This is a genomic window from Streptomyces sp. NPDC020917 (genome assembly GCF_044333795.1).
GTDB lineage: Bacteria > Actinomycetota > Actinomycetes > Streptomycetales > Streptomycetaceae > Actinacidiphila.
Genome location: NZ_JBIRRR010000010.1, coordinates 212,931 through 239,439, shown reverse-complemented (window position 1 = coordinate 239,439; position 26,509 = coordinate 212,931). Strand labels below are relative to the sequence as shown.

The 26,509-nt window shown below is 72.2% G+C and carries 19 protein-coding genes; 12 read left to right on the top strand and 7 right to left on the bottom strand.

Annotation, left to right across the window (positions count from 1 at the left end):
- Positions 1-103: 103 nt before the first annotated feature.
- Positions 104-3,031 carry a glycoside hydrolase family 48 protein gene (locus tag ACH4TG_RS22890; protein WP_398244281.1) on the bottom strand — a complete coding sequence of 976 codons (2,928 nt, stop codon included), beginning with the start codon at positions 3,029-3,031 and terminating at the stop codon, positions 104-106.
- A gap of 326 nt (positions 3,032-3,357) precedes the next feature.
- Between ACH4TG_RS22890 and ACH4TG_RS22885 the strand changes: the two genes are divergently transcribed.
- From ACH4TG_RS22885 to ACH4TG_RS22875, 3 genes are all read left to right on the top strand, one after another.
- Positions 3,358-4,872: a cellulose binding domain-containing protein gene (locus tag ACH4TG_RS22885; protein WP_398244280.1), complete on the top strand. Its 1,515-nt coding sequence runs from the start codon at positions 3,358-3,360 to the stop codon at positions 4,870-4,872.
- A 310-nt stretch (positions 4,873-5,182) separates the two neighbouring features.
- Positions 5,183-6,997, top strand: a complete 1,815-nt coding sequence (locus ACH4TG_RS22880; protein WP_398244279.1) for a discoidin domain-containing protein — start codon at positions 5,183-5,185, stop codon at positions 6,995-6,997.
- Between the two features lie 176 nt (positions 6,998-7,173).
- On the top strand, positions 7,174-7,455 hold the full coding sequence (locus ACH4TG_RS22875) for a DUF2087 domain-containing protein (RefSeq protein ID WP_398244278.1): 282 nt from the start codon (positions 7,174-7,176) through the stop codon (positions 7,453-7,455).
- Here the strand turns inward: ACH4TG_RS22875 and ACH4TG_RS22870 are convergent.
- Positions 7,437-8,471, bottom strand: a complete 1,035-nt coding sequence (locus tag ACH4TG_RS22870; protein WP_398244277.1) for an acyltransferase domain-containing protein — start codon at positions 8,469-8,471, stop codon at positions 7,437-7,439. The genes ACH4TG_RS22875 and ACH4TG_RS22870 overlap by 19 nt on opposite strands.
- Positions 8,472-8,580: 109 nt before the next feature.
- Entirely contained in the window at positions 8,581-9,603 is a 1,023-nt protein-coding gene (locus tag ACH4TG_RS22865) for a LacI family DNA-binding transcriptional regulator (protein WP_398244276.1), read from the bottom strand.
- Positions 9,604-9,984: 381 nt separating this feature from the next.
- On the opposite strand from ACH4TG_RS22865, the gene ACH4TG_RS22860 reads away from it, so the two are divergent.
- From ACH4TG_RS22860 to ACH4TG_RS22845, 4 genes are all read left to right on the top strand, one after another.
- Complete coding sequence (locus tag ACH4TG_RS22860; protein ID WP_398244275.1) at positions 9,985-11,334, top strand: ABC transporter substrate-binding protein; 1,350 nt, start codon at positions 9,985-9,987, stop codon at positions 11,332-11,334.
- A 155-nt stretch (positions 11,335-11,489) separates the two neighbouring features.
- Positions 11,490-12,497 (top strand): carbohydrate ABC transporter permease, encoded by a 1,008-nt coding sequence (locus ACH4TG_RS22855; protein WP_398244274.1) that lies wholly within the window; start codon positions 11,490-11,492, stop codon positions 12,495-12,497.
- 2 nt (positions 12,498-12,499) lie between these two features.
- Entirely contained in the window at positions 12,500-13,420 is a 921-nt protein-coding gene (locus tag ACH4TG_RS22850; RefSeq protein ID WP_398244273.1) for a carbohydrate ABC transporter permease, read from the top strand.
- A gap of 161 nt (positions 13,421-13,581) precedes the next feature.
- Positions 13,582-15,063 (top strand): GH1 family beta-glucosidase, encoded by a 1,482-nt coding sequence (locus tag ACH4TG_RS22845; RefSeq protein WP_398244272.1) that lies wholly within the window; start codon positions 13,582-13,584, stop codon positions 15,061-15,063.
- 122 nt (positions 15,064-15,185) lie between these two features.
- Here the strand turns inward: ACH4TG_RS22845 and ACH4TG_RS22840 are convergent, their stop codons facing one another.
- The 3 genes from ACH4TG_RS22840 to ACH4TG_RS22830 all read right to left on the bottom strand — a co-directional run bounded on the left by ACH4TG_RS22840 (position 15,186) and on the right by ACH4TG_RS22830 (position 18,612).
- Entirely contained in the window at positions 15,186-16,667 is a 1,482-nt protein-coding gene (locus ACH4TG_RS22840) for a cellulose binding domain-containing protein (protein ID WP_398244271.1), read from the bottom strand.
- Positions 16,668-16,819: 152 nt separating this feature from the next.
- Complete coding sequence (locus tag ACH4TG_RS22835) at positions 16,820-17,533, bottom strand: class F sortase (RefSeq protein ID WP_398244270.1); 714 nt, start codon at positions 17,531-17,533, stop codon at positions 16,820-16,822.
- A 164-nt stretch (positions 17,534-17,697) separates the two neighbouring features.
- A complete protein-coding gene (locus ACH4TG_RS22830; RefSeq protein WP_398244269.1) occupies positions 17,698-18,612 on the bottom strand; it encodes a hypothetical protein in 915 nt (304 codons plus the stop codon).
- A 471-nt stretch (positions 18,613-19,083) separates the two neighbouring features.
- Between ACH4TG_RS22830 and ACH4TG_RS22825 the strand changes: the two genes are divergently transcribed.
- Positions 19,084-20,337, top strand: coding sequence for a multicopper oxidase domain-containing protein (locus ACH4TG_RS22825; RefSeq protein ID WP_398244268.1), 1,254 nt, complete (start codon positions 19,084-19,086; stop codon positions 20,335-20,337).
- 72 nt (positions 20,338-20,409) lie between these two features.
- Here the strand turns inward: ACH4TG_RS22825 and ACH4TG_RS22820 are convergent, their stop codons facing one another.
- Positions 20,410-22,050 (bottom strand): FAD-dependent oxidoreductase, encoded by a 1,641-nt coding sequence (locus ACH4TG_RS22820; protein WP_398244266.1) that lies wholly within the window; start codon positions 22,048-22,050, stop codon positions 20,410-20,412.
- Between the two features lie 335 nt (positions 22,051-22,385).
- Here ACH4TG_RS22820 and ACH4TG_RS22815 point away from each other — a divergent pair, with 335 nt between their 5' ends.
- From ACH4TG_RS22815 to ACH4TG_RS22800, 4 genes are read left to right on the top strand one after another with little or no spacing between them, the layout of a single operon-like run.
- Positions 22,386-23,465, top strand: coding sequence for a SchA/CurD-like domain-containing protein (locus ACH4TG_RS22815; RefSeq protein WP_398244265.1), 1,080 nt, complete (start codon positions 22,386-22,388; stop codon positions 23,463-23,465).
- 41 nt (positions 23,466-23,506) lie between these two features.
- Positions 23,507-23,947, top strand: a complete 441-nt coding sequence (locus ACH4TG_RS22810; protein ID WP_398244263.1) for a cupin domain-containing protein — start codon at positions 23,507-23,509, stop codon at positions 23,945-23,947.
- Positions 23,944-25,212 carry a beta-ketoacyl-[acyl-carrier-protein] synthase family protein gene (locus tag ACH4TG_RS22805; protein ID WP_398244262.1) on the top strand — a complete coding sequence of 423 codons (1,269 nt, stop codon included), beginning with the start codon at positions 23,944-23,946 and terminating at the stop codon, positions 25,210-25,212. The genes ACH4TG_RS22810 and ACH4TG_RS22805 overlap by 4 nt, the downstream gene beginning before the upstream one ends.
- A complete protein-coding gene (locus ACH4TG_RS22800) occupies positions 25,209-26,483 on the top strand; it encodes a beta-ketoacyl synthase N-terminal-like domain-containing protein (protein WP_398244261.1) in 1,275 nt (424 codons plus the stop codon). The genes ACH4TG_RS22805 and ACH4TG_RS22800 overlap by 4 nt, the downstream gene beginning before the upstream one ends.
- Positions 26,484-26,509: the final 26 nt, after the last annotated feature.

Genomic DNA, 26,509 nt, shown 5'->3' with positions numbered 1-26,509 from the left:
GGCCGCCCGGGTCATCGTCCCGCCGCTCCGCGTTCCCGGGGGCCGGTGGCCGCCGGTCGTACGCGTGCCGGCCGGGCGGCGCGCGGGCCGCCCGGCCGGGCCGTCACGCGTTGAACAGCAGCGCGTACGCTCCCATGGCCATGGCGATGTCCGCCTGGGCCCAGAAGCGGTGGTAGGTGAAGGACGGGGCCGCACCTCCGTTCAGGTACGCCTGCACCTTCGACCAGTTGGGGTCGTTCTTGTAGAAGGACCGCAGCTCGATGAAGGTCGAGTTGCTGTCGATCTTGTCGCCGTTGGGCATCGTCCCGGTCCAGCCGGACGGGACGTACACCGGGTCGTTGAACCGGCTGTAGTCGGTCCTGGTCTCCGGGGTCGCGATGCCCAGCGGGTCCTGGTAGTTGTTCCACATGCCGTCCAGCAGCTGCTTGGCCATGGTCCTGGCCGCGGTGCTGCCCGACTTGGCGGCGTAGTACGCCAGCGTCTTGGCGTAGGCCGCCGTGACGCCGAGGTCGTTGCCGTAGGCGGACACCGTCACGTGCAGACCGGCGTTGGAGCCCGGGCTGGACGCGTTCCAGGTGTCCGGCTGGCCGGACCACTGGAGGTCGGACGGGATCTTGAAGGTGCCGTCCGCGTTGATGGTGGTCTGCGACATGGCCCAGGTCACCCACTTGTCGAGGATGGCCTTCGCCGTGGTGTTGCCGGTCTGCTGGTAGTACTCGGCGACGCGCTCCATCGACCAGGCCTGCATGCCGAACCACTGGTTCGACGGCGGGTCGTGGTAGACGGGCTCCCAGTCGTACGCCATCCCGTAGAAGGTGGGCGTGCCGGCCGGGGGCTGCTCGTAGGCGCCGTTCCAGCTGTTGGTGGCGCCACCGGCGATGGCGCCCCCGCTGGACTGCAGCCAGCGGTAGAACTCCAGCTGCCGGCTGAGGCTGGTCGTCCAGTCCGCCTTGCCGGTGGCCGACTTGGGCGCCATGGCCGCGTCGGTGGTCAGGGCGTAGGCGGCCAGCGGGTTCTGGTAGCCGAAGTGCGACGCGCCGTCGCCGATGCGCCAGGCCCAGCCGCCGCCGGAGCCGGACGAGCCGCCCCAGGCGTAGTACCAGGACAGCAGGTAGTGCTCGCTGTCCTTGCCGGTGCCGGCCGCGCACGTGGTCGGACTGGTGCAGTTCCCGATCTTCTTGAAGTACTTGTCGAAGAAGGAGTACCGCAGGTAGTCGCCCATCTTGCCGGCCTTGGCGACGGTGGTCGCCACGTCCGCGCTCTTGCCCTGCGCCTTGGCCCAGGTGTCCGCCCAGTAGGCGGCCTGGATCGCCCGCGCGTCGGCGTCCGGCGCGTCCGTGTACTTCCACTGCTGGGCGTAGTTGGAGTCGCCGGTGAACAGGTCCAGGTAGCCGTTCTTGCCGCCGTACTTGAAGGCGTCGCAGGTCGGCTGCGGCACCGTCTCCCACACCGACTCCTGCGCACCGCGCTGGAAGGTGTTGATGTACGACGGGCCCTTGGCCGTCGGGCCCAGCTCGCAGCCGCCGCCCGGCGTGTCGCCGTAGCCGTAGACGTTGTCCACGTCCTCCAGCCAGTGCATGCCGTAGATGTCGTCGGTGCCGTAGGCGGACTTCAGCTCACCGGCGATCGGGTCCACGCCCACCTTGACGCTGCTGTCGAGCTGGGACGGGTAGTCCGAGGGCAGCGGGTGCTCAGGGGCGTAGGTGGCCGGCGAGTTCGCGTTGTAGGACGCGTTCGTCGGCTGGTCGGCGTGCTGCGGGATCATGTACTTCTCCATGGTCCCCCAGGCGGCGTTGAACTTGCTCCAGTCCTGGGTGACCTCGCCGTACATGGCCTGAAGCCAGATCATGTACGAGTACGCCTCGGAGGTCGTCTCGTGGCCGTAGTCCGGCGCCTCGACCATCAGCGTCTCGACCGAGTGGTACGGGATGCCGTCCGGTGAGAAGTAACCGCTCGCCGGGTCGGTGATCTTCCCGTACAGCGACAGGAACCGCGCGTTGTAGTCGCTGGTCGCGCCGATCTCGGTGACCGTGACGTCGGCCTCGGCGTAACCGGTCGCGGTGGCCGCGAAGGTCGCCGTGCCGGTGCCGGACGCGTCGGCCGCCACCGTGACGTTCTGCGCGGTGCTCCAGTTGCCCGGCGTGAAGGTCAGGCTCGCGCCGGACTGCACGCTCAGCCCGGTGGTGCCGGAGGTGCGGGCCACCGCCACCGTCACGTTGGACGACGGCGCGCTGGACAGCTTCACCCCGAAGGTGCCGGTCTTGCCCTGCTGGACCGAGACCTGGGTGGGCGAGGCGACGACGGACGGCCCGGCGGCCACGTGCACGCCGACCGGGGTGGACTCGCCGGACGCGCCGAGGCTGTCGTACGCCTTGGCGTACACCGAGTAGTCGCCCGCTGGGACGGCCGACCAGTCGAGGGTGTACGGCGAGGTGGTGTCGGTCCCCAGCAGCGTGGTGTCGCTGTAGAACTCCACCTTGGTGATCGTCGCGCTGTCCGCGGCCACCGCGGTCGCGGCCAGCGGGATGGTGGCGCCCGCGGTGTAGGTGGCGCCGGCCGCCGGGCTGGTCAGCACCGGCAGCGGCGGCTGGTGGGCGCCGCCGCACACCGTGCCGTTGACCGCGAAGCCGGTCGGCGCCGCGTTGGTGCCGCTGTAGTTGAAGTTGGCGCTGGTCGACACGTTGCCGTTGGCCGGGATGGACTTGGCGTAGTCGGGCGCCACGACCGTGACGTTCTTCCCGGACTGCGACCAGGTGCCGTTCCAGCCGCTCTGCAGCGTCTGGTTGCCGGTGTAGGCGTAGGTCAGGGTCCAGCCGTCGATCGCCGAGCTGCCGAGGTTGGTGATCTTGGCAGTGGCGGTGAAGCCCGAACCCCAGTCGTTCGTCGAGTAGTCGACGCTGCACTGCAGGGTGGCCGCGTGCGCGACCGGCCCTCCGCCGGCGGCCGTCATGGCCAGCGGTACGGCGAGGGCCGCCGCGAACGCGGTCGCCAGCCGTCGCAGCCGCTTCCTGAACGGTCTTCCTCTGGGCATGCGAGAGGTCCTCCTCGCGGTTCTCGGTGGGGGGATGCCAGAAAGGCAGTACTGAACCAGTGGGAGCGCTCCCACAATCGAGGCGGGACGAAAGACTGTCAAGAGCTGGGCCCCAACCGCATGTTCACGACGTGTCCGCACACCCCGATCCCACCCTTCACCGGGTGCTCCCCCGCGTTCGGCGCCTTCGGGAGTCGAACCGATGGCACAGGCCCCCTACCGAGCGCGCCGACGGGACGCTAGGGTCTGCGGCGGACCAGTGGGAGCGCGTCCACTTCTTCACGCACACGACCTCTCGATCCCCCCACATCAACGAGGAGTCGCACATGCGACGACCCACGCGCACCGCGGTGTTCAGCACGGCCGCGGTGACCACTGCTGCGGCCGCGGCCGCACTGCTCCCCGCACTCGGCGCCACCGCGTCCGGTGCCTCGCCCGCCTGCGCGGTCGAGTACTCGGTGACCAACCAGTGGGATTCGGGCTTTCAGGGCAACGTTGTCATCACCAACAACGCGGCTCCCACGTCCAGTTGGAACCTGACCTTCGACTTCCCCGGCGGCCAGAAGGTGACCCAGGGCTGGAACGGCACCTGGACGCAGTCGGGGGCGACGGTGTCCGTCGCCTCCATGTCCTACAACGGGACGCTGGGGACCGGCGCCAGCATCAGCGCCGGCTTCCTCGGCAGCTGGTCGGGCAGCAACCCGGCCCCCACCGCCTTCACGCTCAACGGCACCACCTGCAACGTGGACGGCACCACCCCGCCGACCACGCCGCCCACCACACCGCCGACGACACCCCCGACCACCCCGCCCGGCGGCGGCGACAGCGCGCCGCCCAAGCTGCACGTGTCCGGCAACAAGCTGGTGGACTCCACCGGCAAGCAGGTGACCCTGCACGGCGTCAACCGGTCGGGCACCGAGTTCGCCTGCGCCCAGGGCAACGGCATCTTCAACGGCCCGGTCGACGACACCGCGATCGACGCGATCCAGAGCTGGAAGGGCGTCACCGCGGTCCGCGTCCCGCTCAACGAGGACTGCTGGGAGGGCCTGTCGTACGTACCGGCGGCCGACGGCGGCGCGAACTACATCGCCGCGGTCACCGACTGGGTCAACCGGCTGGTGGCGCACGGCATCACGCCGATCATCGAACTGCACTGGACGCACGGCCTGTACACCGGCAACTCGGCCGGCTGCTCGGACGTCAACGCCACCTGCCAGAAGCCGATGCCGGACGCGCAGTACGCCCTCCCGTTCTGGGCGAGCGTGGCGGACACCTTCAAGAACGACACCTCGGTCGTCTTCGAGATGTTCAACGAGCCCTACCCGGACCGGGCGACCTCGACCACCGACCAGGCGTGGACCTGCTGGCGCGACGGCGGCACCTGCCCAGGTATCGGTTACCAGGTAGCGGGTATGCAGAGCATGGTGGACGCGGTACGCGGCACCGGAGCGCAGAACGTCATCCTGCTCGGCGGGCTGGCGTACTCCAACGACCTGACCGGATGGCTCGCCCACGAACCGACCGACCCGACAGGGAACCTGGGAGCGGTCGTGCACGTCTACAACTTCAACACGTGTTCGTCGTCGTCCTGCTGGGACTCGCAACTGGCCCCGGTCGCCGCGAAGGTGCCGCTGGTGGCCACCGAGATCGGTGAGAACGACTGCGCGCACGGCTTCATCGACAGCTTCATGAACTGGCTCGACACGCACCAGCTGGGCTACCTGGGCTGGACCTGGAACAACTGGGACTGCAGCTCCGGGCCGTCGCTGGTGTCGGACTGGAACGGAACGCCGACCAACTACGGGATCGGCTTCAAGAACCACCTCGCGTCGCTGAGCTGACGTGAGCGGCGCCCGGCTCGCTGCCGGGCGCACCGGGACCGGGGCGGTCCCGTGCATGGATGGCGTGCACGGGGCCGCCCCTTCGCGCTGCCCGAGGGGGCATCGCGCGGGGAAGGCCGGCCGGGGCGGCGAACCGGCGGCCGGGGCACGCCCGTTCGGGACTCGAAACGATCGAGGGTTCAACCGGCCAGTATGGAACAACTTATTGACGGGACTGGGCGGCGCTAGTAGACATCACCTCGCCAGAGAGCGCTCTCACACGGCTCTCCTGGCCTCCATCACGGACCCCCACCCGGTTGAGGAGTACTCCATGTCAGGCAGCACGTCCCCGGTGGTGCGCCGGCGGTACGGCGGGCGCGGCGGACACGACAGGTCCCGGCCGTATCTCATCCTCGGTCTGCTCTGCGCGCTGCTGGCCGGCATCGCGCTCACCGTCACCACCCAGTCCCCGGCCGGCGCGGCCGGGACCCTGCTCTCCCAGGGCAAGCCGGCCACCGCCTCGTCCACGGAGAACGCCGGCACCCCGGCGTCCGCCGCGGTCGACGGCGACACCGGCACCCGCTGGTCCAGCGCCTTCAGCGACCCGCAGTGGCTCCAGGTCGACCTCGGCTCGACCCAGTCCATCTCCCAGGTGACGCTGAACTGGGAGGCGGCATACGCCACTTCCTTCAAGATCCAGGTCTCCGACAACGGCACCGCCTGGACCGACGCCTACTCCACGACGACCGGCACCGGCGGCGTGCAGAACCTCGCCGTAAACGGTTCCGGGCGCTACGTCCGCTTCTACGGCACCGCGCGCGCCACCGCGTACGGCTACTCCCTCTGGGAGTTCCAGGTCTACGGCGGCACCGGCCCCACCCAGTCCGCCTGCGGCACCGACAACGCGGCGCTGGGCAGGCCCGCGACCGCGTCGTCCACGGAGAACGCGGGCACCCCGGCCTCGGCCGCGGTCGACGGCGACACCGGCACCCGCTGGTCAAGCGCCTTCAGCGACCCGCAGTGGCTCCAGGTCGACCTCGGGGCCTCCGTGCCGGTCTGCGGCGTGACGCTCAACTGGGAGGCGGCATACGCCACTTCCTTCAAGATCCAGGTCTCCGACAACGGCACCGCCTGGACCGACGCCTACTCCACGACCGCCGGCACCGGCGGCGTGCAGAACCTGACGGTCTCCGGCACCGGCCGCTACGTGCGGGTCTACGGCACCGCCCGCGCCACCGCGTACGGCTACTCGCTGTGGGAGTTCGGGGTGCACGTGCCGGCCGGGACCACCACCCCGCCGACCACGCCCCCCACCACCGGGCCGCCGGACTCCTTCTGGGGCGACACCAGCCAGATCCCGGCGGCGAAGAACGTGATGGAGATCGCGATCCTCAACCGGACGAACGGCCAGTACCCGGACAGCCAGGTGTACTGGAGCTTCAACGGCCAGACGCACTCCATCGCCGACCAGCCGTACTTCGACATGCCCGCCAACTCCTCGGGCCGGATGTACTTCTACCTCGGTTCGCCGGCGAGCCAGTACTACGACTTCATCGAGTTCACGATCGGCCCGGACGTCTTCAACGGCAACACCACCCGGGTCGACGCGTGGGGCCTGCCGCTGGCCGTCCGGCTGCACTCGCACTCCGGCCAGGACATCCAGCTCGGCGACAGCCAGGACCTGTTCACCACCGGTCGCGACCAGGTGTTCCAGGAGTTCCAGAACGCCGTGCCGCAGCAGTTCAAGGTGCTGGCGCAGACCCAGGCGCCGTACCGCATCATCGCGCCCGGCAGCGACCCGAGCTTCCGCGCCGGCGGTGCGAACGCCGACTACTTCACGTCCTACGCCAACTCGGTGGGCGTGAACGAGCCCACCTCGAACATCTTCGGCTGCGCCGGCAGCCTGGCGGGGAACCCCTCGATGTGCGCGGCCCTCAACCGCCACACCGCGACGCTCCCCAGCGACCAGCAGCAGGACCCGACGAAGTTCTACTCGGGCGACCCGGCCAACTGGTACGCCAAGTTCTGGCACGACCACGCCATCGACCACCTCGCGTACGGCTTCCCGTACGACGACGTGGCCGGCCAGGCCGCGTACACCTCGATGCAGAACCCGCAGTGGATGGAGGTCGCGGTCGGCTGGTGAGCCCGCCGCGGCACCCCTGAGCCATCTCCCTTCCCCCCACCGGCCGCCGGGACGCGGGACCGCACAGGTCCCCGGCCCGGCGGCCGTCGCCATGCGCGGGGCCGGCGGCCGCAGGGGCCGCCCGGGCCGCGGAAATGCGTTTGCCGCCGTCCGCGGGCCGGGGGCAGGGTGGCCCGATGACCACCGACGACGATGACCGGCGAGCAGCCCACGGCGTGACCGACCTGTTCTCCCGCGGGCGACTGACCGCCATCCCGCGCCGCCCCGCCCGCCGCGTCCAGCTGCTCGGCTACCTCGCGGCCACGCTCTTCACCGGCGGCCGCGTCTACACCGAGCGCGAGGTCAACGAGGCGCTCGCCACCGTGCACGAGGACACCTCGGCGCTGCGGCGCTACCTGATCGAGGAGGGCTTCCTCGGCCGCACCCGGGACGGCTCGGTCTACCAGCGGCTGCGCTGAGACGGGTCGGCGGCGCCGGATTCCGCCGGCTCGGCCGGGGCGGCGGGTGACGGGGACGCGGCGGCCGGCGCGGGCGCCAGGGGCAGCCAGCCGTTGCCGCCGTGCCAGTGGCGCCCGGCGGCCAGGTGGCCGAGCACCATCCGCTGCACCGACGTGCGCGCGGTCAGGGCGCCGGGGTCGACGTCCGGATCGCCGAAGACGAATCCGATCGTCGTCGCGTCGTCCGCGTCCGTGGCGGTCCAGGCGGGCGTGAACCGGCGCTGGAACGCCATGATGCGCGAGTCCGGGGCGAGGTACTCGCCCAACTGCGGGTCCAGCAGCCACGAGTGGCAGGTGGCGACGGCGTACCCGGCGTCGGGGAAGTGCCGCGCGAAGAACGCGCGGGCCCGGTCGAACGAGGCGTCGCAGGCCTGCGCGTCGAGGGGTCCGGTGAAGGCCGGGATGTGCACGGCGAGGACGGGCGCGCCGGGACCCTCCGCGACCCCGGCCTCCGCGAGCGCCCGGCCGGTCTTGCCGCCGAGCCGGGTCCGCTCGAACTGCAGCCGGCCCAGCTGGAACAGGATGCCGCGGAAGTGCCGTGACAGCCATGGGGTGTTGGTGAGGCCGGGCGTGCCCCGGCGGCGCTGGTGGACCGCCATGTGCCGGCCGACGTCGGCGAGCGTCCTGCGGGTGACCTCCTCCGGCACGTCCAGGGCGCGGTGGTACGCGGCCGTGTGCGGGCGGGTCGCGGCCAGCACCAGCAGCGCGAACCACGGGCCCGCGACGTCGCCGGCCCGCGCCGCGTACGCCTCCAGGTCGGGGCCGAGCCGCGGACCGCCGTCCGGTCCGCCGCCGACCGCGCCCATGTCCCGGGTGAACTCCCCGACGGCGTCGGCCAGCAGGCCGCTCGCCGTCCGGTCCCCCGCGACCCGTTCCGCGGCCGCGAGCACGCCGTCCACCTCGGCGTACGGCACACCGAAGTCCAGCAGTGTCTCGGCCAGTACCACCCCGCGCGGCACCCGCGCCTCATCACCCATGCCGCCCACCCTAGGCCGCCCCGCGGCCGCCCCCGGAGCGCAGGGCCCCGCGCGGGGGGCCGCGGAGCCCGTGGGAGGGGGTGCCGGCGGGCCTGGCGGCGCCGGGCGGTCAGACCGAGTCGCGCTGGACCAGTTCGGTGGCGAGCACCACGTGCCGCCGCACCGAGGCGCGTTCGGCGATCTCCTCCAGCAGGACGCGGGCCATGGTGCGGCCCATCTCCTCGGTCGGCTGGCGGACGCTGGTGAGCGCCGGGTCCATGTGGCGGGCGATCGCGGAGTCCTCGAAGCCGACGAGGGCGACGTCGTCGGGCACCCGGCGGCCCTCCTCGCGCAGCACCGCGCGGGCGCCGGCGGCCATCAGGTCGGAGGCGGCGAACACGCCGTCGATCCCGGGGCGGCGGGCCAGCAGCTCGCGCATCGCCCGGCGGCCGCCCTCCTCGGTGAAGTCGCCGCCGGCCACCAGCTCGTCGTCGGCGCCGAGGCCGGCCGCCTCGACCGCCTGCCGGTAGCCGTCGAGCCGGCAGCGGGCCACGTACATGTCGGTGGGGCCGGTGATGGTGGCGACCTGGCGGCGGCCGCGGGCGAGCAGATGGGCGACGGCCGCGCGGGCGCCGCCGACGTTGTCCGCGTCGACGTACGACACCGACTCCAGGTCGCTGCGGCGGCCGTTGAGGACCGCGGGCATCTCCAGCTGCTCCAGCAGGTCGGGCAGCGGGTCGTCCTCGTGGACGGAGACCAGCAGGACGCCGTCCACCCGGTGCGCGGCGAGGTACTGCGCGAAGCGCGACCGCTCCTTGGGCGTGCGGATCAGGGTGAGCAGCAACTGCATGTCGGTGTCGGCGAGTTCGGCGCCGATCCCGCGGATGATGTCCGAGAAGTACGGCTCGGCGAACAGCCTGGTCTCGGGTTCGGGGATGACCAGCGCAATCGCGTCGGTGCGGTTTCCGGCCAGCGCCCGCGCCGCGCGGTTCGGCACGTAGCCCAGCTCGGCGATCGCCGCCTCGACCGCGGCCTTGGCACGATCACTCACCCTGGGTGAGCCGTTGATGACGCGCGAGACGGTGCCTCGCCCCACCCCGGCGCGCACGGCCACCTCCTCGAGGGTGGGCCGTCCGCTGTGCCGCCCGTTCATGGCCACTTCCGCCTCCCGCTGCCTTCCCGCTGCGCGCCACCTTACGACCTGGGGAGCGCCGGGGAGCGGGCTCCCGCCGCCCTGCGACTCCGCCTCCCGCGCTGCCGGCGGTGAGAGCGCTCCCACCGTACAAGCCCCAGGCAGATCACGTCGCCCGGGGTTCGCCCGGGTTCGTTCAAGAAGTAACGCCCGGCCCGCCCCGGACACGTTCCGGCAACGAAATGGACTTCACATCTTGACACTGACCCCTCCGAGGCGTGAATGTTCCGGAAAGCCTACGTGGGAGCGCTCCCACACGCCCCTTCGCAACGGGCCCGATCCGAGCACCTTCCCGGGGACCGCACCACCCGCACGCTGACCCACCCTGACAAGGAGAGTGGAATGCGCACTTCCGGCAGAACCCGCAAGGCCGCCGTCATCGCGGTCGCGGGTCTCGCGACCTGCGCGACCCTGATCACCGGCTGCAGCAGCAACAGCAAGGACGATGGCGGCAAGGGGGGGTCCACCGCCTCTTCCAACGAGAAGATCACGCTGCACATCGACACGTTCGGCGACTTCGGCTACGACAGCAAGACCGGCGCCAAGTTGTACGACGAGTACCACCAGCTGCACCCGAACATCACCGTCGTCCAGGACAACGTCTCCGACGCCCAGGTCGACTGGAACGCGCTGAAGCTCCACCTGTCCCAGAACAGCGGACTGGACGACATCCACGCCATCGAGGTCGGCTACATCGCGCAGGCGATCCAGCCGGCGATGGCCAACAAGTTCGTCGACTTCAGCAAGGTGTCGGGCTTCGACGCCAGCGCCTGGCTGCCGTACAAGGAGAAGCAGGCCACCACCTCCGACGGCAAGGTCATCGGCGTCGGCACGGACGCGGGCCCGACCGCGATCTGCTACCGCAAGGACCTGTTCCAGCAGGCCGGCCTGCCCAGCGACCGCGACACCCTGGCCCAGGCCTGGTCCGGTGACTGGCAGAAGTTCGTGGACCTGGGCAAGCAGTTCCAGGCCAAGGCGCCCAAGGGCGTGAAGTTCTCCGACTCCGGCAGCGGCCTGTTCAACGCCGTCCTGGCGTCCCAGCAGACGCAGTACTCCGACGCCGACGGCAAGCTGATCTACGACAGCAGCACCGGCGTCAAGACCGCCTGGAACGTCGCCTCCGAGGCCGTGCAGGCCGGGATCACCGCGGGCTTCCAGCAGCTGGACCCGCAGAACGCCTGGTCGGCCGCGTTCAAGAGCGGCAAGTTCGCCACCGTCACCTGCCCGAGCTGGATGGTCGGCCTGGTCGCGTCCAACTCCGGCCCGGCGCTCAAGGGCAAGTGGGACGTCGCCCAGCCGCCGCAGGTCGGCAACTGGGGCGGTTCGTTCCTGGCGGTGCCCAAGTCGGGCAAGCACGTGGCCGAGGCCACCGCGCTCGCCCAGTGGCTGACCGCGCCCGAGCAGCAGATCAAGGTCTTCCAGAAGTTCGGCAACATCCCGTCGACGATGAAGGCCCTGGACGACCCTGCCGTGCAGAACCTGACGAACGACTACTTCCCCGGCACCCCGATCGGGAAGATCTTCTCCGCCGCCGCCAAGAACATCACCCCGGCCCCGATCGGCCCGTGGGACGGCACGGTGAAGGACATCATCACCAAGAACGGGATCATGGACATGGAGCAGAGAGGCACGTCGAAGGACAAGGCGTGGTCCAACATCCAGTCCGCGATCAAGGACAAGGTCCAGGAATAGCGGCCTGCCAGGTCCGGACCGCCCGGCAGTGACTCCCACCTGCCGGGCGGCCCGCGCGGCCGCCCGCCCGCCCGAACTCCCGCGGGCGGGCGGCCGCGCCACGGACGGTCCCCCGCCGTCCGCCCGCACCGAACCCCTACGGAAAGGACGCCCTCGTGGCCACCTCCGTCAGGGCGACGTCCGACGGCAGCCCGCCGTCGTCCCGGTCCGCCCCCGGCTCCTCCCCCGTCAACGCCGGACCGAGGCGTACCGACGGCTGGCGCTCCAAGCTCTACCGGTTGGACACCAAGGCGTCGCCGTACGCGTACATCGCCCCCTTCTTCCTCATCTTCGCGGCCTTCGGCCTCTTCCCGCTGATCTACACCGGCTGGCTCTCGCTCAACGAGGTGCAGCTGGGCACGCACGCGAAGTGGGTAGGCTTCGACAACTACACGCAGCTGTGGCACAGCCAGTTCTTCTGGAAGGCGCTGCGGAACACCTTCACCCTCGCGGTGATCTCCACGGTCCCGCAGCTGCTGATGGCTCTGGGCCTGGCCCATCTGCTCAACTACCGGCTGCGGGGCCGCAGTTTCTTCCGCGTCGCGATCCTCGCGCCGTACGCCACCTCGATCGCCGCGGCCTCGCTGGTGTTCGTGGTGCTCTTCAACCCCGACTACGGGATGATCAACCAGGTCCTGGGCCACGTGGGCCTGGGGAACACCAACTGGCAGTCGTCCAAGTGGCCCGCGCAGATCGCCATCTCGGCGATCGTCACCTGGCGCTGGACCGGCTACAACGCGCTGATCTACCTGGCCGCGATGCAGGCCGTGCCGGCCGACCTCTACGAGGCGGCGGCGCTCGACGGCGCCTCGCGCTGGCGGCAGTTCATCAGCGTGACCATCCCGTCGATCCGGCCGACGATCTTCTTCACCATCATCGTCTCCACCATCGGCGCCACCCAGCTGTTCGGTGAACCGCTGATCTACGGCGGCGGCGTCGGCGTGACCGGCGGCACCGACCACCAGTACCAGACGCTGAGCCTGTACATGTACGACAAGGGCTGGAACACCGGTGAGCTGGGCCAGGCGTCCGCGGTGGCGTGGGTGATGCTGCTCATCCTGCTCGTCATCGGCGCGATCAACCTGCTGATCGCGCGCTCCAACCGCAAGAAGATCGGGGGCTGACCATGGCTCAACTGACCGAAGCCACCCGGGCCCCCGGCGCCCGCCACTCCGCGCCCCCGCAGCGGCGCACCCGCAGGCGGATCAAGGCCGGCGGGGCCGGCGGGCAGCAGCACGGCGGCCCGTTCGCCTACGCCATCCTCATCCTGGCCACCGCGGTCTCGCTGTTCCCGCTGTACTGGACGGTGGTCGCGGCCTCGCACACCGACCACGACATCATCTCGCCGCCCACGCCGCTGCTGCCGGGCAGCCACCTGATCGAGAACCTGAAGATCGTCTGGGACCAGGTCGACATGACCCAGGCCCTGGTCAACTCCACGATCGTGGCCGGCACGGTGGCGCTGAGCACGGTGCTGTTCGCGACGCTGGCCGGATTCGCCTTCGCCAAGCTGGAGTTCCGCGGCCGCAACGCGCTGCTGACGCTGGTGGTCGCCACCATGACCGTGCCGCCGCAGCTGACCGTGATCCCGCTGTACCAGATCATCACCAACGTCGGCTGGGTCGGCCATCTGCAGTCGGTCATCCTGCCGTCGCTCGTCGCCGCGTTCGGCGTGTTCTTCATGCGCCAGTTCCTGTCCGAGGCGCTGCCGATCGAACTGATCGAGGCGGCCCGGGTGGACGGCGCGCACAGCCTGCGGATCATCTGGCACGTGGTGTTCCCGGTCGCCCGGCCGGCCATGGCCGTGCTCGGCATGCTGGTGTTCGTCCAGTCCTGGAACGACTTCTTCTGGCCGTTCATCGCGCTGAGCCAGCAGAACCCCACCGTCCAGGTCGCGTTGGAGGGTGTCGGCTCCGGCAACCACCAGATCGACCACGCGGTGGTGGTGACCGCGGCGCTGGTCGCCACGGTCCCGCTGCTGGCGGTCTTCGCGCTGCTCGGCAAGCAGATCGTCGGCGGTATCACCGCGGGCGCCGTGAAGAGCTGATCCCCCGACCCCGTCCCCGGCGGCCCGCCCGCGGCGCCGCCCGACTGCCACCCGTCCGCTGCCCGCAGCCCCTGCGGCGCCGGCCGCCGGCCCCCGCCTGCCCGCCGCGCCCGCACTCCCCCCTCACTCCGACGACCCCCTGATTCCCGTGGAGTCCCCGCATGACAGCTGTCCGTTCCGAGAGTGCCGAGCTCTCGCAGAGCCCGGCCTCGTATCGATTCCCCCCCGGCTTCGTCTGGGGGGCGGCCACCGCCGCCTACCAGATCGAGGGCGCCGCGGCCGAGGACGGCCGCACCCCTTCGATCTGGGACACCTTCAGTCACACGCCCGGCCGCGTCCACAACGGGGACACGGGTGACATCGCGGCCGACCACTACCACCGCTTCCGCGACGACGTCGCGCTGATGGCGGACCTCAACCTGGGCGCCTACCGCTTCTCCGTGTCGTGGTCCCGGGTGCAGCCCACCGGCCGCGGCCCCGCGGTGCAGCGCGGTCTGGACTTCTACCGGCAGCTGGTCGACGAGCTGCTGGAGAAGGGCATCACGCCGGTCGCCACCCTGTACCACTGGGACCTGCCGCAGGACCTGGAGGACGTGGGCGGCTGGACCGTCCGCGACACCCCCGAGCGGTTCGCGGAGTACGCCGAGATCATGGCGGGCGCGATCGGCGACCGGGTGCCGTACTGGACGACGCTCAACGAGCCCTGGTGCTCGGCCTATCTGGGCTACGGCTCCGGCGTGCACGCGCCCGGCCGCACCGAGCCCGAGTCCGCGCTGAAGGCGGTGCACCACCTCAACCTGGCGCACGGCCGGGGCATCGCGGCGCTGCGCGCGCTGCTGCCGTCGACCGCGCAGACCTCCGTCACCCTCAACCTCCACCAGGTCCGGCCGCTCACCGACTCGCCGGCCGACCTGGACGCCGCCCGCCGCATCGACGCGGTCGGCAACCGGGTCTGGCTGGGCCCGATGCTGGACGGCGCCTACCCGGAGGACCTGCTGGCCGACACCGGTCACCTGGTCGACTGGAACAAGCTGGTCAGGGACGGCGACCTGGCCGAGATCTCCCGCCCGATCGACCTGCTGGGCATCAACTACTACACCCCGACGCTGGTCTCGGACGGCACCGCGCACCGCGAGGGGCCCGCGGTCCCGCGCAACGACGGGCACGGCGCCAGCGACCACTCGCCGTGGCCGGGCTCCGAGCACGTGGCGTTCCACCTGCCCCCGGGCGAGACCACCGCGATGCGCTGGGCGGTGGACGCCAGCGGCCTGTACGACCTGCTGATGCGCATCCACCGGGAGCACCCGGGGCTGCCGATGATGGTCACCGAGAACGGCGCCGCGTACGACGACTACATCTCCCCCGAGGGCGCCATCAACGACCCGGAGCGGATCTCCTACCTGCGCGGCCACCTGTCGGCGGTGCACCGGGCGCTGGGCGACGGGGCCGACGTGCGCGGCTACTTCCTGTGGTCCCTGCTCGACAACTTCGAGTGGGCGTACGGCTACAGCAAGCGGTTCGGCGCGGTCTACGTGGACTTCGGCACGCAGCGCCGGATCCCCAAGCAGAGCGCCCACTGGTATGCGGCGGTGGCGCGCGACAACGTCCTTCCGGACGTCCCGGAGGAGGACGGGAAGTCCTGAAGGGACGGGAAAAGGAGCGGTACGGCAGTTCGAGGGTGCTGCCGTACCGCTCCTTTCGCTCCTCTCCCGTGGGGGTGGGAGAGGAACGGGGGAAGTGACCGCGGGGGTGTGCCGGGCGGCCGTCAGCCGGTGTAGCCGGCGAACGCCTGGGAGAAGGCGCCGGGGCTCTGCACGAGGGAGCTGCAGCTGGCGTCGGCCCAGCTCTGCGCGCCGCCGGAGCACTGCTTGTCGCGGGTCGCGGACCACATCGACAGCCAGGCCAGGTGCTGGGACCGGGCGAAGACCACCAGCTTGGCGGCGTCCGCGACGGTGAACGTCTCCGCGCTCACGTCGTTGACGCCGATCATCGGGGTGACCGCGATCTTCTGCCAGGCGGCCGCGTCCGACAGCCCGAGCACGCTCTTGACCTGGGCCTGCGTGGCGGTGGCGCCGTCGATGGCGTACTGGCCCATGTCGCCGGTGTAGGACGCCCCGTAGTCCATCGCCATGATGTTGACGGCGTGCACGTCCACGCCGTTGGCCTTGGCGTTCGCCAGCAGGTCGATGCCGTCCTGGGTGAGGCCGGTGGGCATCGCGGGCAGCGTGTAGGAGACCTCCAGGCCGCTGTGGGCGCGCTGGAGCTGGGCGATGGCCTGCGCGCGGCGGGTGTTGCTCGCGGTGTCGGGGAGTGCCGCGCCCTCGATGTCGAAGTCCACCTTGGTCAGCTTGTACTGGTCGACGACCTTGCCGTACGCGGCCGCCAGGTCGCCGGCGGACGAGCAGGCGGCGGCCAGCTCGGTGCCGTTGGCGCCGCCGAAGGAGACCCGGACGTCGCCGCCCGCCGCACGGACCGCGCCGATCTGCGCGGCCACCGCGTCGCTGCCCAGGTCGGTGACGCCGCCCCACTTCGGGGTGCAGCCGCCGCCGGAGACGACGAAGGCGAGGTTGAACTGCTGGACGCCGTTGGCCTTCATCGCGCCGGTGAGGTCGTACGCCGGGTACAGCGAGGTGTCGACGTAGGGCGAGAAGCCGCCGGTCGAGGACGAGCCGCTGCCGGCGGGAGCGGTCGGCGTGGCGGTCGGCGCCGCGGTGGGGGTGGGCGTGCCGGTCGGCGCCTGGGTGGGGGCCGTGGTGGGGGTCTGCGTCGGCGTCGCCGTACCGGTCGGGTGGCCGCTGGGCGTCGGGGCGGGGCCGTCGTCGACCGAGCACGTGACGTTGTCGATCAGGCAGTTCACGGGGTCGGCGGCGTGCGCGCCGGCCGTGACGAACCCGACCTGGACGGACGCGCCGGGCGCGATGGTGGCGTTCCAGCCGGCCGGCTTCACGGTGACGGTCTGCCCGGAGACGGTGTAGTCGCCGTTCCACAGCGAGCTGATCGTGGTGCCGGCCGGCAGGTCGAACGTCAGGGTCCAGCCGTCGAGCGGGCTGCTGGTGGCGTTGGTGATGGTGTACTGCCCCGTGTAGCCGGTCGACCAGTCGCTGGTCTTGGAGTAGGCGGCGCCGATCGTCGCGGCGCTGGCCGAGCCGGCGAGGGCGAACGCCCCGCCGGCTATCGCGGCCGCGGCGGTGACGGCGCCGATCAGCTGGACCTTGCGGCTGGGACGGCGGCGGTGAGTGGTTGCCATGTGCTGCCTGCCTCGAACTGGGGGGATCCCGGGGAGTCGGTGCCGGGTGCGGGCAGCACGCTAGCGTTCACGGATCGGGCAAAAGCCCTGTCGGGAGCGGGTGGCGGCGTTCTTATGACGGGCTTAAGGATGGCCAAGGGACGCCATAAGACTCAGCTCTTGGACGACGCGAGATGGGCGAAGACCACCACGTTGTCCTTGTAGTCCTGCTTGGTCTTGTCGAAGGTGCCGCCGCAGGTGATGATCCGCAGCTGCGCGTCCGGGGTGTCGCCGTAGACCTTCTGGTCGGGGAACTCGGCTTTGGAGTAGGTCTGCACGGTGTCGACCTTGAAGGTGGCGGTCGAGCCGTCGGCGCGGGTGACCGAGGCGGTCGCGCCCGGCTTGACCAGGGACAGCAGCAGGAACACCGCGGGCCCGGTCTTGGTGTCAACGTGCCCGGCGACGATCGCGGGGCCCTTCTCGCCCGGGGTCGGCCCGTCGGCGTAGTAGCCGACGACGTTGGGCGTGCTCATCGGCGGCGGCGTCAGCGTGCCGTCGGCGCCGAGCGACAGCGGGACGAAGGCCGCGTCCACCCCGATGGAGGGGATCGACAGCCGGGTGGGCACCGAACGGGTGAGCGCGGGGGCGGTGGTGCTCGCGGCCGACGGCGCGCCCGCGGAGCCGGGTGTGCTCGGGGCGGCCGCGGCGGGCGGCACCGCAGGGACGCCGTTGGCGGTGTCCGACCCGGACGGGTTCAGGGAGTTGTAGACCAGCAGGGTGCCGAGGATCGCCGCGGCGGCGGCCCAGCGCAGGATGCGGGACCCGCTGTCGCGCACGGGTGCGGCTTCCGGCGCCGGCTCGCCGGTCTGCGGGTGCTGCTCTGCCATGAGGCACTGCCTTTCGACGGCCCGCCTGGGCGGCGGGATCGGGTGGTGCGGGGTGGTGCGGGGCGGCCCGGGACCGTCAGGGCCGGGAACGGGACGGGCGTGGCCACCGCCGGAAGGGACGGTGGCCACGCCGTTCAGGCGTGCAGCTGCCTGCCGGTGCCCGGTCAGACCGCCATCGTGGCGCCGGCCGAGGCGCGGCGGCGGCGCAGCACGAACGCGCCGGCGCCGAGGCCGCCGAGGAGCAGCACGGAGCCGGCCGCCAGGCCGCCGCCGGTCTGCAGCGACATGCCGCCGCCACCGGTGTGCATGCCACCGTGCGGCTGCTGGCCCCAGCTGGAGCCGCCGCCCTGGCCGCCCTGGCCGCCCTGACCCCAGCCGGAGTCGGAGGAGCCGCCGCCGTTCGGGTCGTAGGCGCCGAGGGCGCGCGCCATGGCGCCGCCACCGGTGTTCATGCCGCCGTGCGGGCGGTGGTCGCCCTTGTCACCCTTGTCGCCCTTGTCCCCCTTGTGGTGGTCGCCGTACGAGTCGCTCGACGACGAGCTGCTGTCGGACGAGGCGCTGTCCGAGGAGCTGCTGTCGGACGAGGCGCTGTCCGAGGAGCTGCTGTCGGACGAGGCGCTGTCCGAGGAGCTGCTGTCGGACGAGGCGCTGTCCGAGGACGAGCTGTCCGAGGACGAGCTGGTCGACGAGTTGCTGCTGGAGGTGTTGTTGCTCGAGGTGTTGTTGCTGGAGGTGTTGTTGCTCGAGGTGTTGTTGCTGGACTGGTGGCTGTTGGGGTCGTAGGCGCCCTTGGCACCCAGCGCCATGGCGCCGCCACCGGTGTCCATGCCGCCGTGCGGGCGGTGGTCGCCCTTGTCGCCCTTGTGGTGGTCGCCGTGCGAGTCGCTCGACGACGAGCTGCTGTCGGACGAGGAGCTGTCCGAGGAGGAACTGTCGGACGAGGAGCTGGACGACGAACCGGCACCGTGGCTGTTGGGGTCGTAGGCGTTGACGGCGCCCGTGGCGTGGGCGGCCGGCGCGGCGATGGCCAGGCACGCGGAGAGCGCGGCACCGGCCAGAACGGAGCGAGCAGTACGCATGGAGGGGGTTCCTTCCGTCGGCACGCACGCCGGTCGGCTTCATGCCGGCCCTGGAAAGCGAGGTGACGACCTGATCACCGTCAGTCGCTTTTCCCGGACGTGCCACTGGGATGAGCCGCCAGGGTGGCCCGCTCCGCTTTTCGGGTGGCGATCCGTCAGGTGCGGCGCCCGTCGACCCGTCAGCTGCGCGGCCCGTCGCCCCGTCAGGTCGCCGGCCCGTCGATCCGTCAGGCGCCCCCAACTCGGCTCACGGGTGCGGCTGACGACGGCCAGTCAGCGGGCCGCCGACCCCGGGGGAACCCGGGGGTCCGCGGAAGGGTCACCCGCACGGCCGGGCCGACCGGCACCGGCCACCGGGTAGTGACCTGTGTGGTGGGCGGGAGCAGCCCGTGTCCGGGCACGCGCCGTTCTCCGGCGGCGGCTCCCGCCCCGCCCCCGCACCCCCACGTCTGCACCCCCCGAGAGGACACCATGGCTTCGGACCCGGCTTCGGCCCCGGCACGTGAACCGCACCCCGGCAACGGCCGCCGGGCCGTCCTGCGCGCACTGACCGGCGGCGGCGCCCTGGCGGCGCTGAGCCTGACCACCGCGCCCCAGGCGGCGGCCGCCGCCCAGCACACCGCCCCCGCTGCGTCCTCGGACGCCGACCCCTTCGCCCTCGACCGGTTCGTCACCTCGGGGCGGGTCCGCGAGTACTGGATCCAGGCCGACTCGTTCCCGCACAACGCGGTGCCCAACGGGCGCGACGGCATGACCGGCATGACGTACACCGCGGACCAGACGACGTACCAGGCGATCGGCTTCCGCGCGTACACCCCGAACTGGGGCAGCCCGCTGCCGGCCGATCTCGGCCCGTACGGCATCGGGCCGAACAGCGGCATCCCGGGGCCGGTGCTGCGCGGCGAGGTCGGCGACCTGATCAAGGTGCACTTCCGCAACAACGACGCGCACTACAAGTGGCCGCACAGCATGCACCCGCACGGCGTGCGCTACTCCCCCGACAACGACGGGGGTTGGATGGCCGACGACGCCAAGAAGGCGGGAACGGCCGTGGCGTTCGGGGAGAGTTACACCTACACCTGGCAGTGCACCCCCGGTTCCGTGGGGAGTTGGCCCTACCACGACCACGCGGCGCCGCAGGTCCCGCCGCGGCCCGCCACGTCCGGCGGCACTCAGGGGAGTTCGCAGGGAAGTGCGAAGGGCGGCTCGCAGGGCGGCGGCCAGAACGGGGCCCAGAGCAGCGGGGCGGGCGGCGACGCGCACGGCGCGCAGTCGTTCGGCGGTGGCGGCGGCATGGTGGGCGAGATCGGCGCGGAACTGGGCCTGTTCGGGATGATCGCGGTCACCGACGCCGGAACGCCGCAGGTGGACCGGGAGTTCGTGCTGTTCATGCACGACCTGTCGGCCGGCGACGCCTCCGGGCGCGCCGACCTGTCGCTGTGCAACGGGGCCGCCTTCGTCGACAACGCGCCCACCTTCACCGCGAAGGCCGGCGAGCGGGTGCGCTGGCGGGTCGGGACGCTCGGCAACTCCTTCCATGTCTTCCACATCCACGGCCACCGCTGGCAGAGCCCGGCCGGCTGGGTGGACTCGCAGGTGCTCGGCCCCGCGACGACGCTGACGGTGGAGTACCGGGAGGACAACCCCGGCGAGTGGCTGTACCACTGCCACCTGCCCGCCCACATGATGCGCGGCATGGCGGGCCGCTACGTCGTGACCCGCTGAGGCGGGACGACCGGTACGGGAGCGGGGCCGTGCGCGCCATGCGCACGGCCCCGCTCCGGTCGCCCGGCCGGGTCAGCCGCGGCGGAAGACCCGGTCCAGCACCGCTTCCAGGGTCCGCTCGTGGTCCTCGTCCGGGCCCTTGACCACCCAGGCGGTGAACCCGTCGGGCCGGACCAGCACCGCGCCCTCGTCGGTGGTGCCGTGCAGCCGCGCCCAGTCGGGCGCCTCGTCGCCGCCGCCCTCGGGCACCAGGTCCTCGCCGATGCGGTAGCACTCCAGCGGGACGCCGGTGCGCTCGGCGACCCGCAACCCGGCCCGGTACCACTCGCCCGCGTCCGGGCCGCAGAGCAGGACCGGCGCCCGCTCGTACAGATCGAGCGTGGACATCCGCCTGCCGCCCTGGTGCACCCACAGGTGCGGTGCGCGGCCGCCGGGTTCGGTGACCGGGCGGAAGTCCTCGGGGATCACCGGGGCGTCGGCGTCGGCGCCGTCCACCGCGCCCGTGCGGTAGCGGTAGCCGAGCACGACGGCCAGCATCCCGGCCTGCGGGCCGCCGCTGGGGGCGACGTCGTAGCCGGGGTGGCTGTGCTCCGCGGACCGCGCGGAGGCGCGGGCGCCGGTGGCCAGGGCGACCGCCCGCCGCTCCAGGTCGTAGGACTCCAGCAGCCCGGGGCCGGCCCAGCCGTGCAGCACCGCGGCCAGCTTCCAGGCCAGGTTGTGGGCGTCCTGGATGCCGGTGTTGGAACCGAACGCGCCGGTGGGCGACATCTCGTGGGCGGAGTCGCCGGCCAGGAAGATCCGGCCGCGGCCGTACCGGGCGGCGGTGCGCTCCGCGGCGTGCCAGGGGGCCTTCCCGGTGACCTCCACCTCCAGGTCGGGCACTCCGGTGGCGGAGCGGATCAGGTCGGCGCACCGCTCTTCGGTGAAGTCCTCCAGGGTCTCGCCAGTGTCGGGCTTCCACGGCGCGTGGAAGACCCAGTCCCGCTCGTTGTCCACCGGCAGCAGCGCGCCCGGGCTCTCGGGGTTGGTCAGGTAGCAGACGATGAACCGCTGGTCGCCGACCGCTTCGGCCAGCCGTTCGGCCCGGAAGGTGATGCTGACGTTGTGGAACAGGTCGCCGGGACCGGTCATGGGGATGCCGAGCCGCTCGCGGACCGGGCTGCGCGGGCCGTCGGCGGCGATCAGGTAGTCGGCGCGCACGGTGGTGTCGCGGCCGGACTCGCGGTCCCTGACGACCGCCGTCACCCCGTCGGAGTCCTGCTCGGCGGAGATCAGCTCGGTGCCGAACCGGATGTCGCCGCCGAGGTCGCGGGCGCACTCCAGCAGCACCGGCTCCAGGTCGTTCTGGCTGCACAGGCACCACCCGGACGGGCTGATCCTGGACAGCCGGCCACCCGGGTCGATCTGCTTGAACAGCCACTCCTGGGGGCCGCCCGTCAGGGTGTGCGCCTGCAGGATGCCGTGGTTGCCGGCCAGTACGGACGCGGCCTCCCGGATGGCGGACTCGACGCCGGCGGTGCGGAACAGCTCCATCGTGCGGACGTTGTTGCCGCGGCCGCGCGGGTGGTGCGAGGTGCGGGCGTGCCGCTCGACGAGGGTGTGCCGGATACCGAGGCGGCCGAGGAACAGCGATGCGGACAGCCCCACCAGGGAGCCGCCAGCGATCAGGACGGGGACGCGCTCGCCGGCGCGGGAATCGGTGGTGGACGTCATGGGGGTCTCTCCCGTGCGGAGGGGGCGGGTGGCGGCCGGGGTGCGGGCGGTGCCGCCGGATGCGGTACCGCCGCCCGGCCCGCGTCTGCTCCCTTCCCTGCGGGCCGTCGGCCCGGAGCACGTTGCCCGGGTCTTCACTCGCCCGCCTCACGCGCCGTGCGCGATGGGCTGCTTCACGTGAGCATGACGGTAGCCGGTCGAGCCGCTCGCATATGCAGTCGGCAAGGCCTGTTGCCGGCCGCACCGCTGGTCGGCTCGCCCGCCCGCCGCCGTCACCCGGCGGCCGCCCGCACCGGCGGGGGCCGGGCCGCCCGCACACTCCGAGAGGACCTTCCGTGACCACCCTGGACGACCGGCGCACCGCGCCGTCCCCCGCCGAGGCCGAGACCGCCACCCGGTTGCGTGTGGTGCTGCTCCTGGACGTGCTCGACGGCAAGCAGCAGCAGTTCCTGCAGGCGTACGAGCAGATCCGCCACCAGGTGGCGGCCGTGCCGGGCCACATCAGCGACCAGCTGTGCCAGTCGCTCGGCAACTCCTCGCAGTGGCTGATCACCTCCGAGTGGGAGAGCAGCGAGCCCTTCCTGGAGTGGGTGGAGAGCGCCGCGCACCGCAAGATGGTCGAGCCGCTGCACGGCTGCGTGCGCGACACCACCTCGCTGCGCTTCGTCATCGAGCGCGAGACCCCGGACCCGACGCTCGGCGAGCCCCGCAAGTCCGCGCGGCCCGCGGGCGCGCCGGCCGCCGTCCGGCCCGCGGCCGGCGTGGACCCGCTGCCCGCGCCGCCGCTGTGCACCGGCGGGGTGGTCCGGCACGCGATCACCTTCACCGTCACCCCCGGCAGCGAGGAGAAGGTCGCCCGGCTGCTGGCGGACTACGAGTCGCCGCAGGCCCGGGTCGACGACACCACCCGGCTGCTGCGCACCTCGCTGTACATGCACGGCAACCGCGTGGTGCGCGCGGTGGAGGTCACCGGCGACCTGGGCAACGCCCTGCGGCACGTGGCCCAGCAGCCCGAGGTGCGGGCCGTGGAGGAGGCGATCAACCCGTACCTGGAGGAGGACCGGGACCTGACGGACGCCGCCTCGGCCCGTACCTTCTTCGCCCGCGCGGCGCTGCCCGCGGTCGAGCACGCCACGGCCGACCCGCAGCCCGGCGACGTCAGCCGGGTGGCGTACCTGCACCCGATCGACGCGGCGCAGGGCCCGGCCGAGGCGCGCCGGCTGGCCGGGCTCGACGCGGCGGACTGCACCGACCCCGGTCACGTGCTGGCCGCGGCGACCGTGTTCCAGCGCGGTGACGTGCTGGTGCGCGTGCTGGACGTGCGCGGCTCCGCGCAGGCCGGCGACCCGTACGGACTGGCTCGCGGCGGGCAGCGGATGGACCTGGTCACCGACCGGACGTCCCACGACGCCTGACCCCGCACCGGCATCCCCCACCCATCACCTGAGGAGCGGTCATGACCGACCGGAACGCACGCATCGTCCACCTCGACGACACCAGTCCCAACACCCGCCGCGGCGGAGATCTGCGGGCTGTCCTCACCCCCACCTCGGTTGGCGCCACCAGCGGCTTCATGGGTCTGGCGATCATCAAGCCGGGTGAGCGGATCGGGGAGCACTACCACCCGTACTCCGAGGAGTTCGTGTACGTCGTCAGCGGCGACCTGGAGGTCGACCTGGACGGCACCACCCACCGGCTGAGCCCCGACCAGGGCCTGATGATCCCGGTCGACCAGCGGCACCGGTTCCGCAACGTCGGTTCCACCGAGGCCCGGATGGTCTTCCACCTCGGCCCGCTGGCGCCGCGGCCGGAACTCGGCCACGTGGACACCGAGGAGACGCAGGAGGCGGCCGCCGTCCACGCGGCACCCCCCGACCCGGCCGGGGCGCACGCGTGAACCGCCGGGTGGCGGTCACCGGCCTCGGGGTGGTGGCCCCCGGCGGCATAGGCGTGCCGGCCTTCTGGGACCTGCTGACCGCGGGCCGCACCGCGACCAGGGGCATCACCCTCTTCGACCCGCAGGGGTTCCGGTCGCGAATAGCCGCCGAGTGCGACTTCGACCCCGCGGCCGCCGGGATATCCCGGGAACTGGCCGAACGAACCGACCGATACGTCCAGTTCGCGCTGACCGCGGCCCGCGAGGCGGTGCGCGACAGCGGTCTCGACCTGGCCGCCGAGGATCCGTGGCGGATCGGCACCTCCCTGGGTTCCGCGGTCGGCGGCACCACGCGGCTGGAGCACGACTACGTCGCGGTCAGCGACCACGGCAGCCGCTGGGACGTGGCGCCCGGGCCGGCCGGACCGCATCTGCACCGGGCGTTCCAGCCGAGCGCGCTGGCCTCCGAGGTGGCCGAGGACCTCGGCGCCCGCGGGCCGGTGCAGACGGTGTCGACCGGCTGCACCTCGGGCCTGGACGCCGTCGGGCACGCCTTCCACCTGGTGCAGGAGGGCCGGGCGGACGTCATCGTGGCGGGCGCCGCGGACTCCCCCATCTCGCCCATCACCGTCGCCTGCTTCGACGCCATCAAGGCGACCTCCACCCGCAACGACGACCCGGAGCACGCCTCCCGGCCGTTCGACGCCGACCGCGACGGGTTCGTGCTCGGCGAGGGCGCGGCGGTGCTGCTGCTGGAGGAGTGGGAGCACGCGAAGGCCAGGGGAGCCGTCATCCACTGCGAGATGCGCGGCTTCGCCACCTTCGGCAACGCGTACCACATGACCGGGCTGACGGCCGAGGGCCGGGAGATGTCCGAGGCCATCGACCACGCGCTGGCCGAGGCCCGGCTCGACCGCACCGTCGTGGACTACGTCAACGCGCACGGCTCGGGCACCAAGCAGAACGACCGGCACGAGACCGCGGCCGTCAAGCGCTCGCTCGGCGAGCATGCCAGGACCATCCCGATGAGTTCCATCAAGTCGATGGTCGGGCACTCGCTCGGTGCCATCGGCGCCATCGAACTCGCCGCCTGCACGCTGGCGTTGAAGAACGACGTGGTGCCGCCGACCGCCAACTACGAGACGCCCGACCCGGACTGCGACCTGGACTACGTGCCGCGCACGGCACGCCAGGCACCGCTGCGATCGGTGCTGTCGGTCGGCAGCGGCTTCGGCGGCTTCCAGTCCGCGGTGGTGCTGGCCCACGCGGAGAGGAGCACGTCATGAGCCGGCCGATGTCCACCCCGTCCCGGTCCGCCCGCAACGGGACCCGCCCGCCGGTGATCACCGGCCTCGGCGTGGTCGCCCCCAACGGCCAGGGCTCGGAGCGCTTCTGGAAGGCGGTCCAGCGCGGCGACTCGGTGCTCCGCCCGGTGACCCGGGACGGCTGCACGCACCTGCCGCTGAAGGTGGCCGGCGAGATCGACGGGTTCGACCCGTCGGCGCTGATCGACGGCCGGTTCCTGGTGCAGACCGACCGCTTCACCCACTTCGCCATGGCGGCGGCCGAAATGGCCGTGCAGGACGCCCGGTTGACGGTCGACCCGGAACGGCCCTTCGCCATCGGCGTGGTGACCGCGGCCGGATCCGGCGGCGGCGAGTTCGGCCAGGGCGAGCTGCAGCAGCTGTGGGGCAAGGGACCGTCGTTCGTCGGCCCCTACCAGTCCATCGCCTGGTTCTACGCCGCCAGCACCGGGCAGATATCGATCCGCGGCGGGTTCCGCGGCCCCTGCGGGGTGCTCGCCAACGACGAGGCCGGCGGCCTGGACGCGCTCGCCCACGCCGCCCGCACCATCCGCCGCGGCACCGACGCCGTGGTGGTCGGCGCCACCGAGGCGCCGCTCGCCCCCTACTCGGTGGTGTGCCAGCTGGGCTACCCCGAACTGAGCCTGTCCGACGACCCGCAGCGTGCCTACCTGCCGTTCACCACCGACGCCTGCGGGTTCGCGCCCGCGGAGGGCGGTGCGATGTTCGTGCTGGAGGACCCCGAAGCGGCGCAGGCCCGCGGGGCCCGGCCGCTGGCGACCCTCGCCGGGCACGCCTCGAACTTCACCGGCACGGACGGCTGGAGCCACTCCCGGCAGGGACTGGCCCGGGCCGTCCGGGACGCACTGGACGAAGCCCAGTGCTCCGCGCGAGAGGTGGACGTGGTCTTCGCCGACGCCCTGGGCGTCCCGGAGGCCGACCAGGCCGAAGCGCTGGCGATCGCCGACGCGCTCGGCCCGCGGGCGGCGACGGTTCCCGTCACCGCTCCCAAAACCGGCTTCGGCCGCGCCTATTCCGCCTCCTCGGCGCTCGACGTCGCAACAGCCGTGCTGGCCCTGGAACACGGCGTCGTGCCGCCCACCCCGAACGTCACTGGGGTGCGGCACGACCTCGACGTCGTCACCGGGGAGGCTCGTACCGCCTCCTTGCGCACCGCGCTCGTCCTCAGCCGCGGGCTGATGGGCTGCAACTCGGCCCTGGTCCTGCGAAGCGCCCACGGCGACGAGCGCTGACCTGCACGGACGCCCGCCCCCGCTCA

Bases quoted from the DNA above. Each gene is read 5' to 3' on its own strand.
- ACH4TG_RS22830 (WP_398244269.1), bottom strand. From the start codon at position 18,612: ATGCGTACTGCTCGCTCCGTTCTGGCCGGTGCCGCGCTCTCCGCGTGC.
- ACH4TG_RS22880 (WP_398244279.1), top strand. From the start codon at position 5,183: ATGTCAGGCAGCACGTCCCCGGTGGTGCGCCGGCGGTACGGCGGGCGC.
- ACH4TG_RS22870 (WP_398244277.1), bottom strand. From the start codon at position 8,471: ATGGGTGATGAGGCGCGGGTGCCGCGCGGGGTGGTACTGGCCGAGACA.
- ACH4TG_RS22890 (WP_398244281.1), bottom strand. From the start codon at position 3,031: ATGCCCAGAGGAAGACCGTTCAGGAAGCGGCTGCGACGGCTGGCGACC.
- ACH4TG_RS22845 (WP_398244272.1), top strand. From the start codon at position 13,582: ATGACAGCTGTCCGTTCCGAGAGTGCCGAGCTCTCGCAGAGCCCGGCC.
- ACH4TG_RS22840 (WP_398244271.1), bottom strand. From the start codon at position 16,667: ATGGCAACCACTCACCGCCGCCGTCCCAGCCGCAAGGTCCAGCTGATC.
- ACH4TG_RS22820 (WP_398244266.1), bottom strand. From the start codon at position 22,050: ATGACGTCCACCACCGATTCCCGCGCCGGCGAGCGCGTCCCCGTCCTG.
- ACH4TG_RS22825 (WP_398244268.1), top strand. From the start codon at position 19,084: ATGGCTTCGGACCCGGCTTCGGCCCCGGCACGTGAACCGCACCCCGGC.
- ACH4TG_RS22860 (WP_398244275.1), top strand. From the start codon at position 9,985: ATGCGCACTTCCGGCAGAACCCGCAAGGCCGCCGTCATCGCGGTCGCG.
- ACH4TG_RS22865 (WP_398244276.1), bottom strand. From the start codon at position 9,603: ATGAACGGGCGGCACAGCGGACGGCCCACCCTCGAGGAGGTGGCCGTG.
- ACH4TG_RS22810 (WP_398244263.1), top strand. From the start codon at position 23,507: ATGACCGACCGGAACGCACGCATCGTCCACCTCGACGACACCAGTCCC.
- ACH4TG_RS22875 (WP_398244278.1), top strand. From the start codon at position 7,174: ATGACCACCGACGACGATGACCGGCGAGCAGCCCACGGCGTGACCGAC.
- ACH4TG_RS22835 (WP_398244270.1), bottom strand. From the start codon at position 17,533: ATGGCAGAGCAGCACCCGCAGACCGGCGAGCCGGCGCCGGAAGCCGCA.
- ACH4TG_RS22885 (WP_398244280.1), top strand. From the start codon at position 3,358: ATGCGACGACCCACGCGCACCGCGGTGTTCAGCACGGCCGCGGTGACC.
- ACH4TG_RS22800 (WP_398244261.1), top strand. From the start codon at position 25,209: ATGAGCCGGCCGATGTCCACCCCGTCCCGGTCCGCCCGCAACGGGACC.
- ACH4TG_RS22850 (WP_398244273.1), top strand. From the start codon at position 12,500: ATGGCTCAACTGACCGAAGCCACCCGGGCCCCCGGCGCCCGCCACTCC.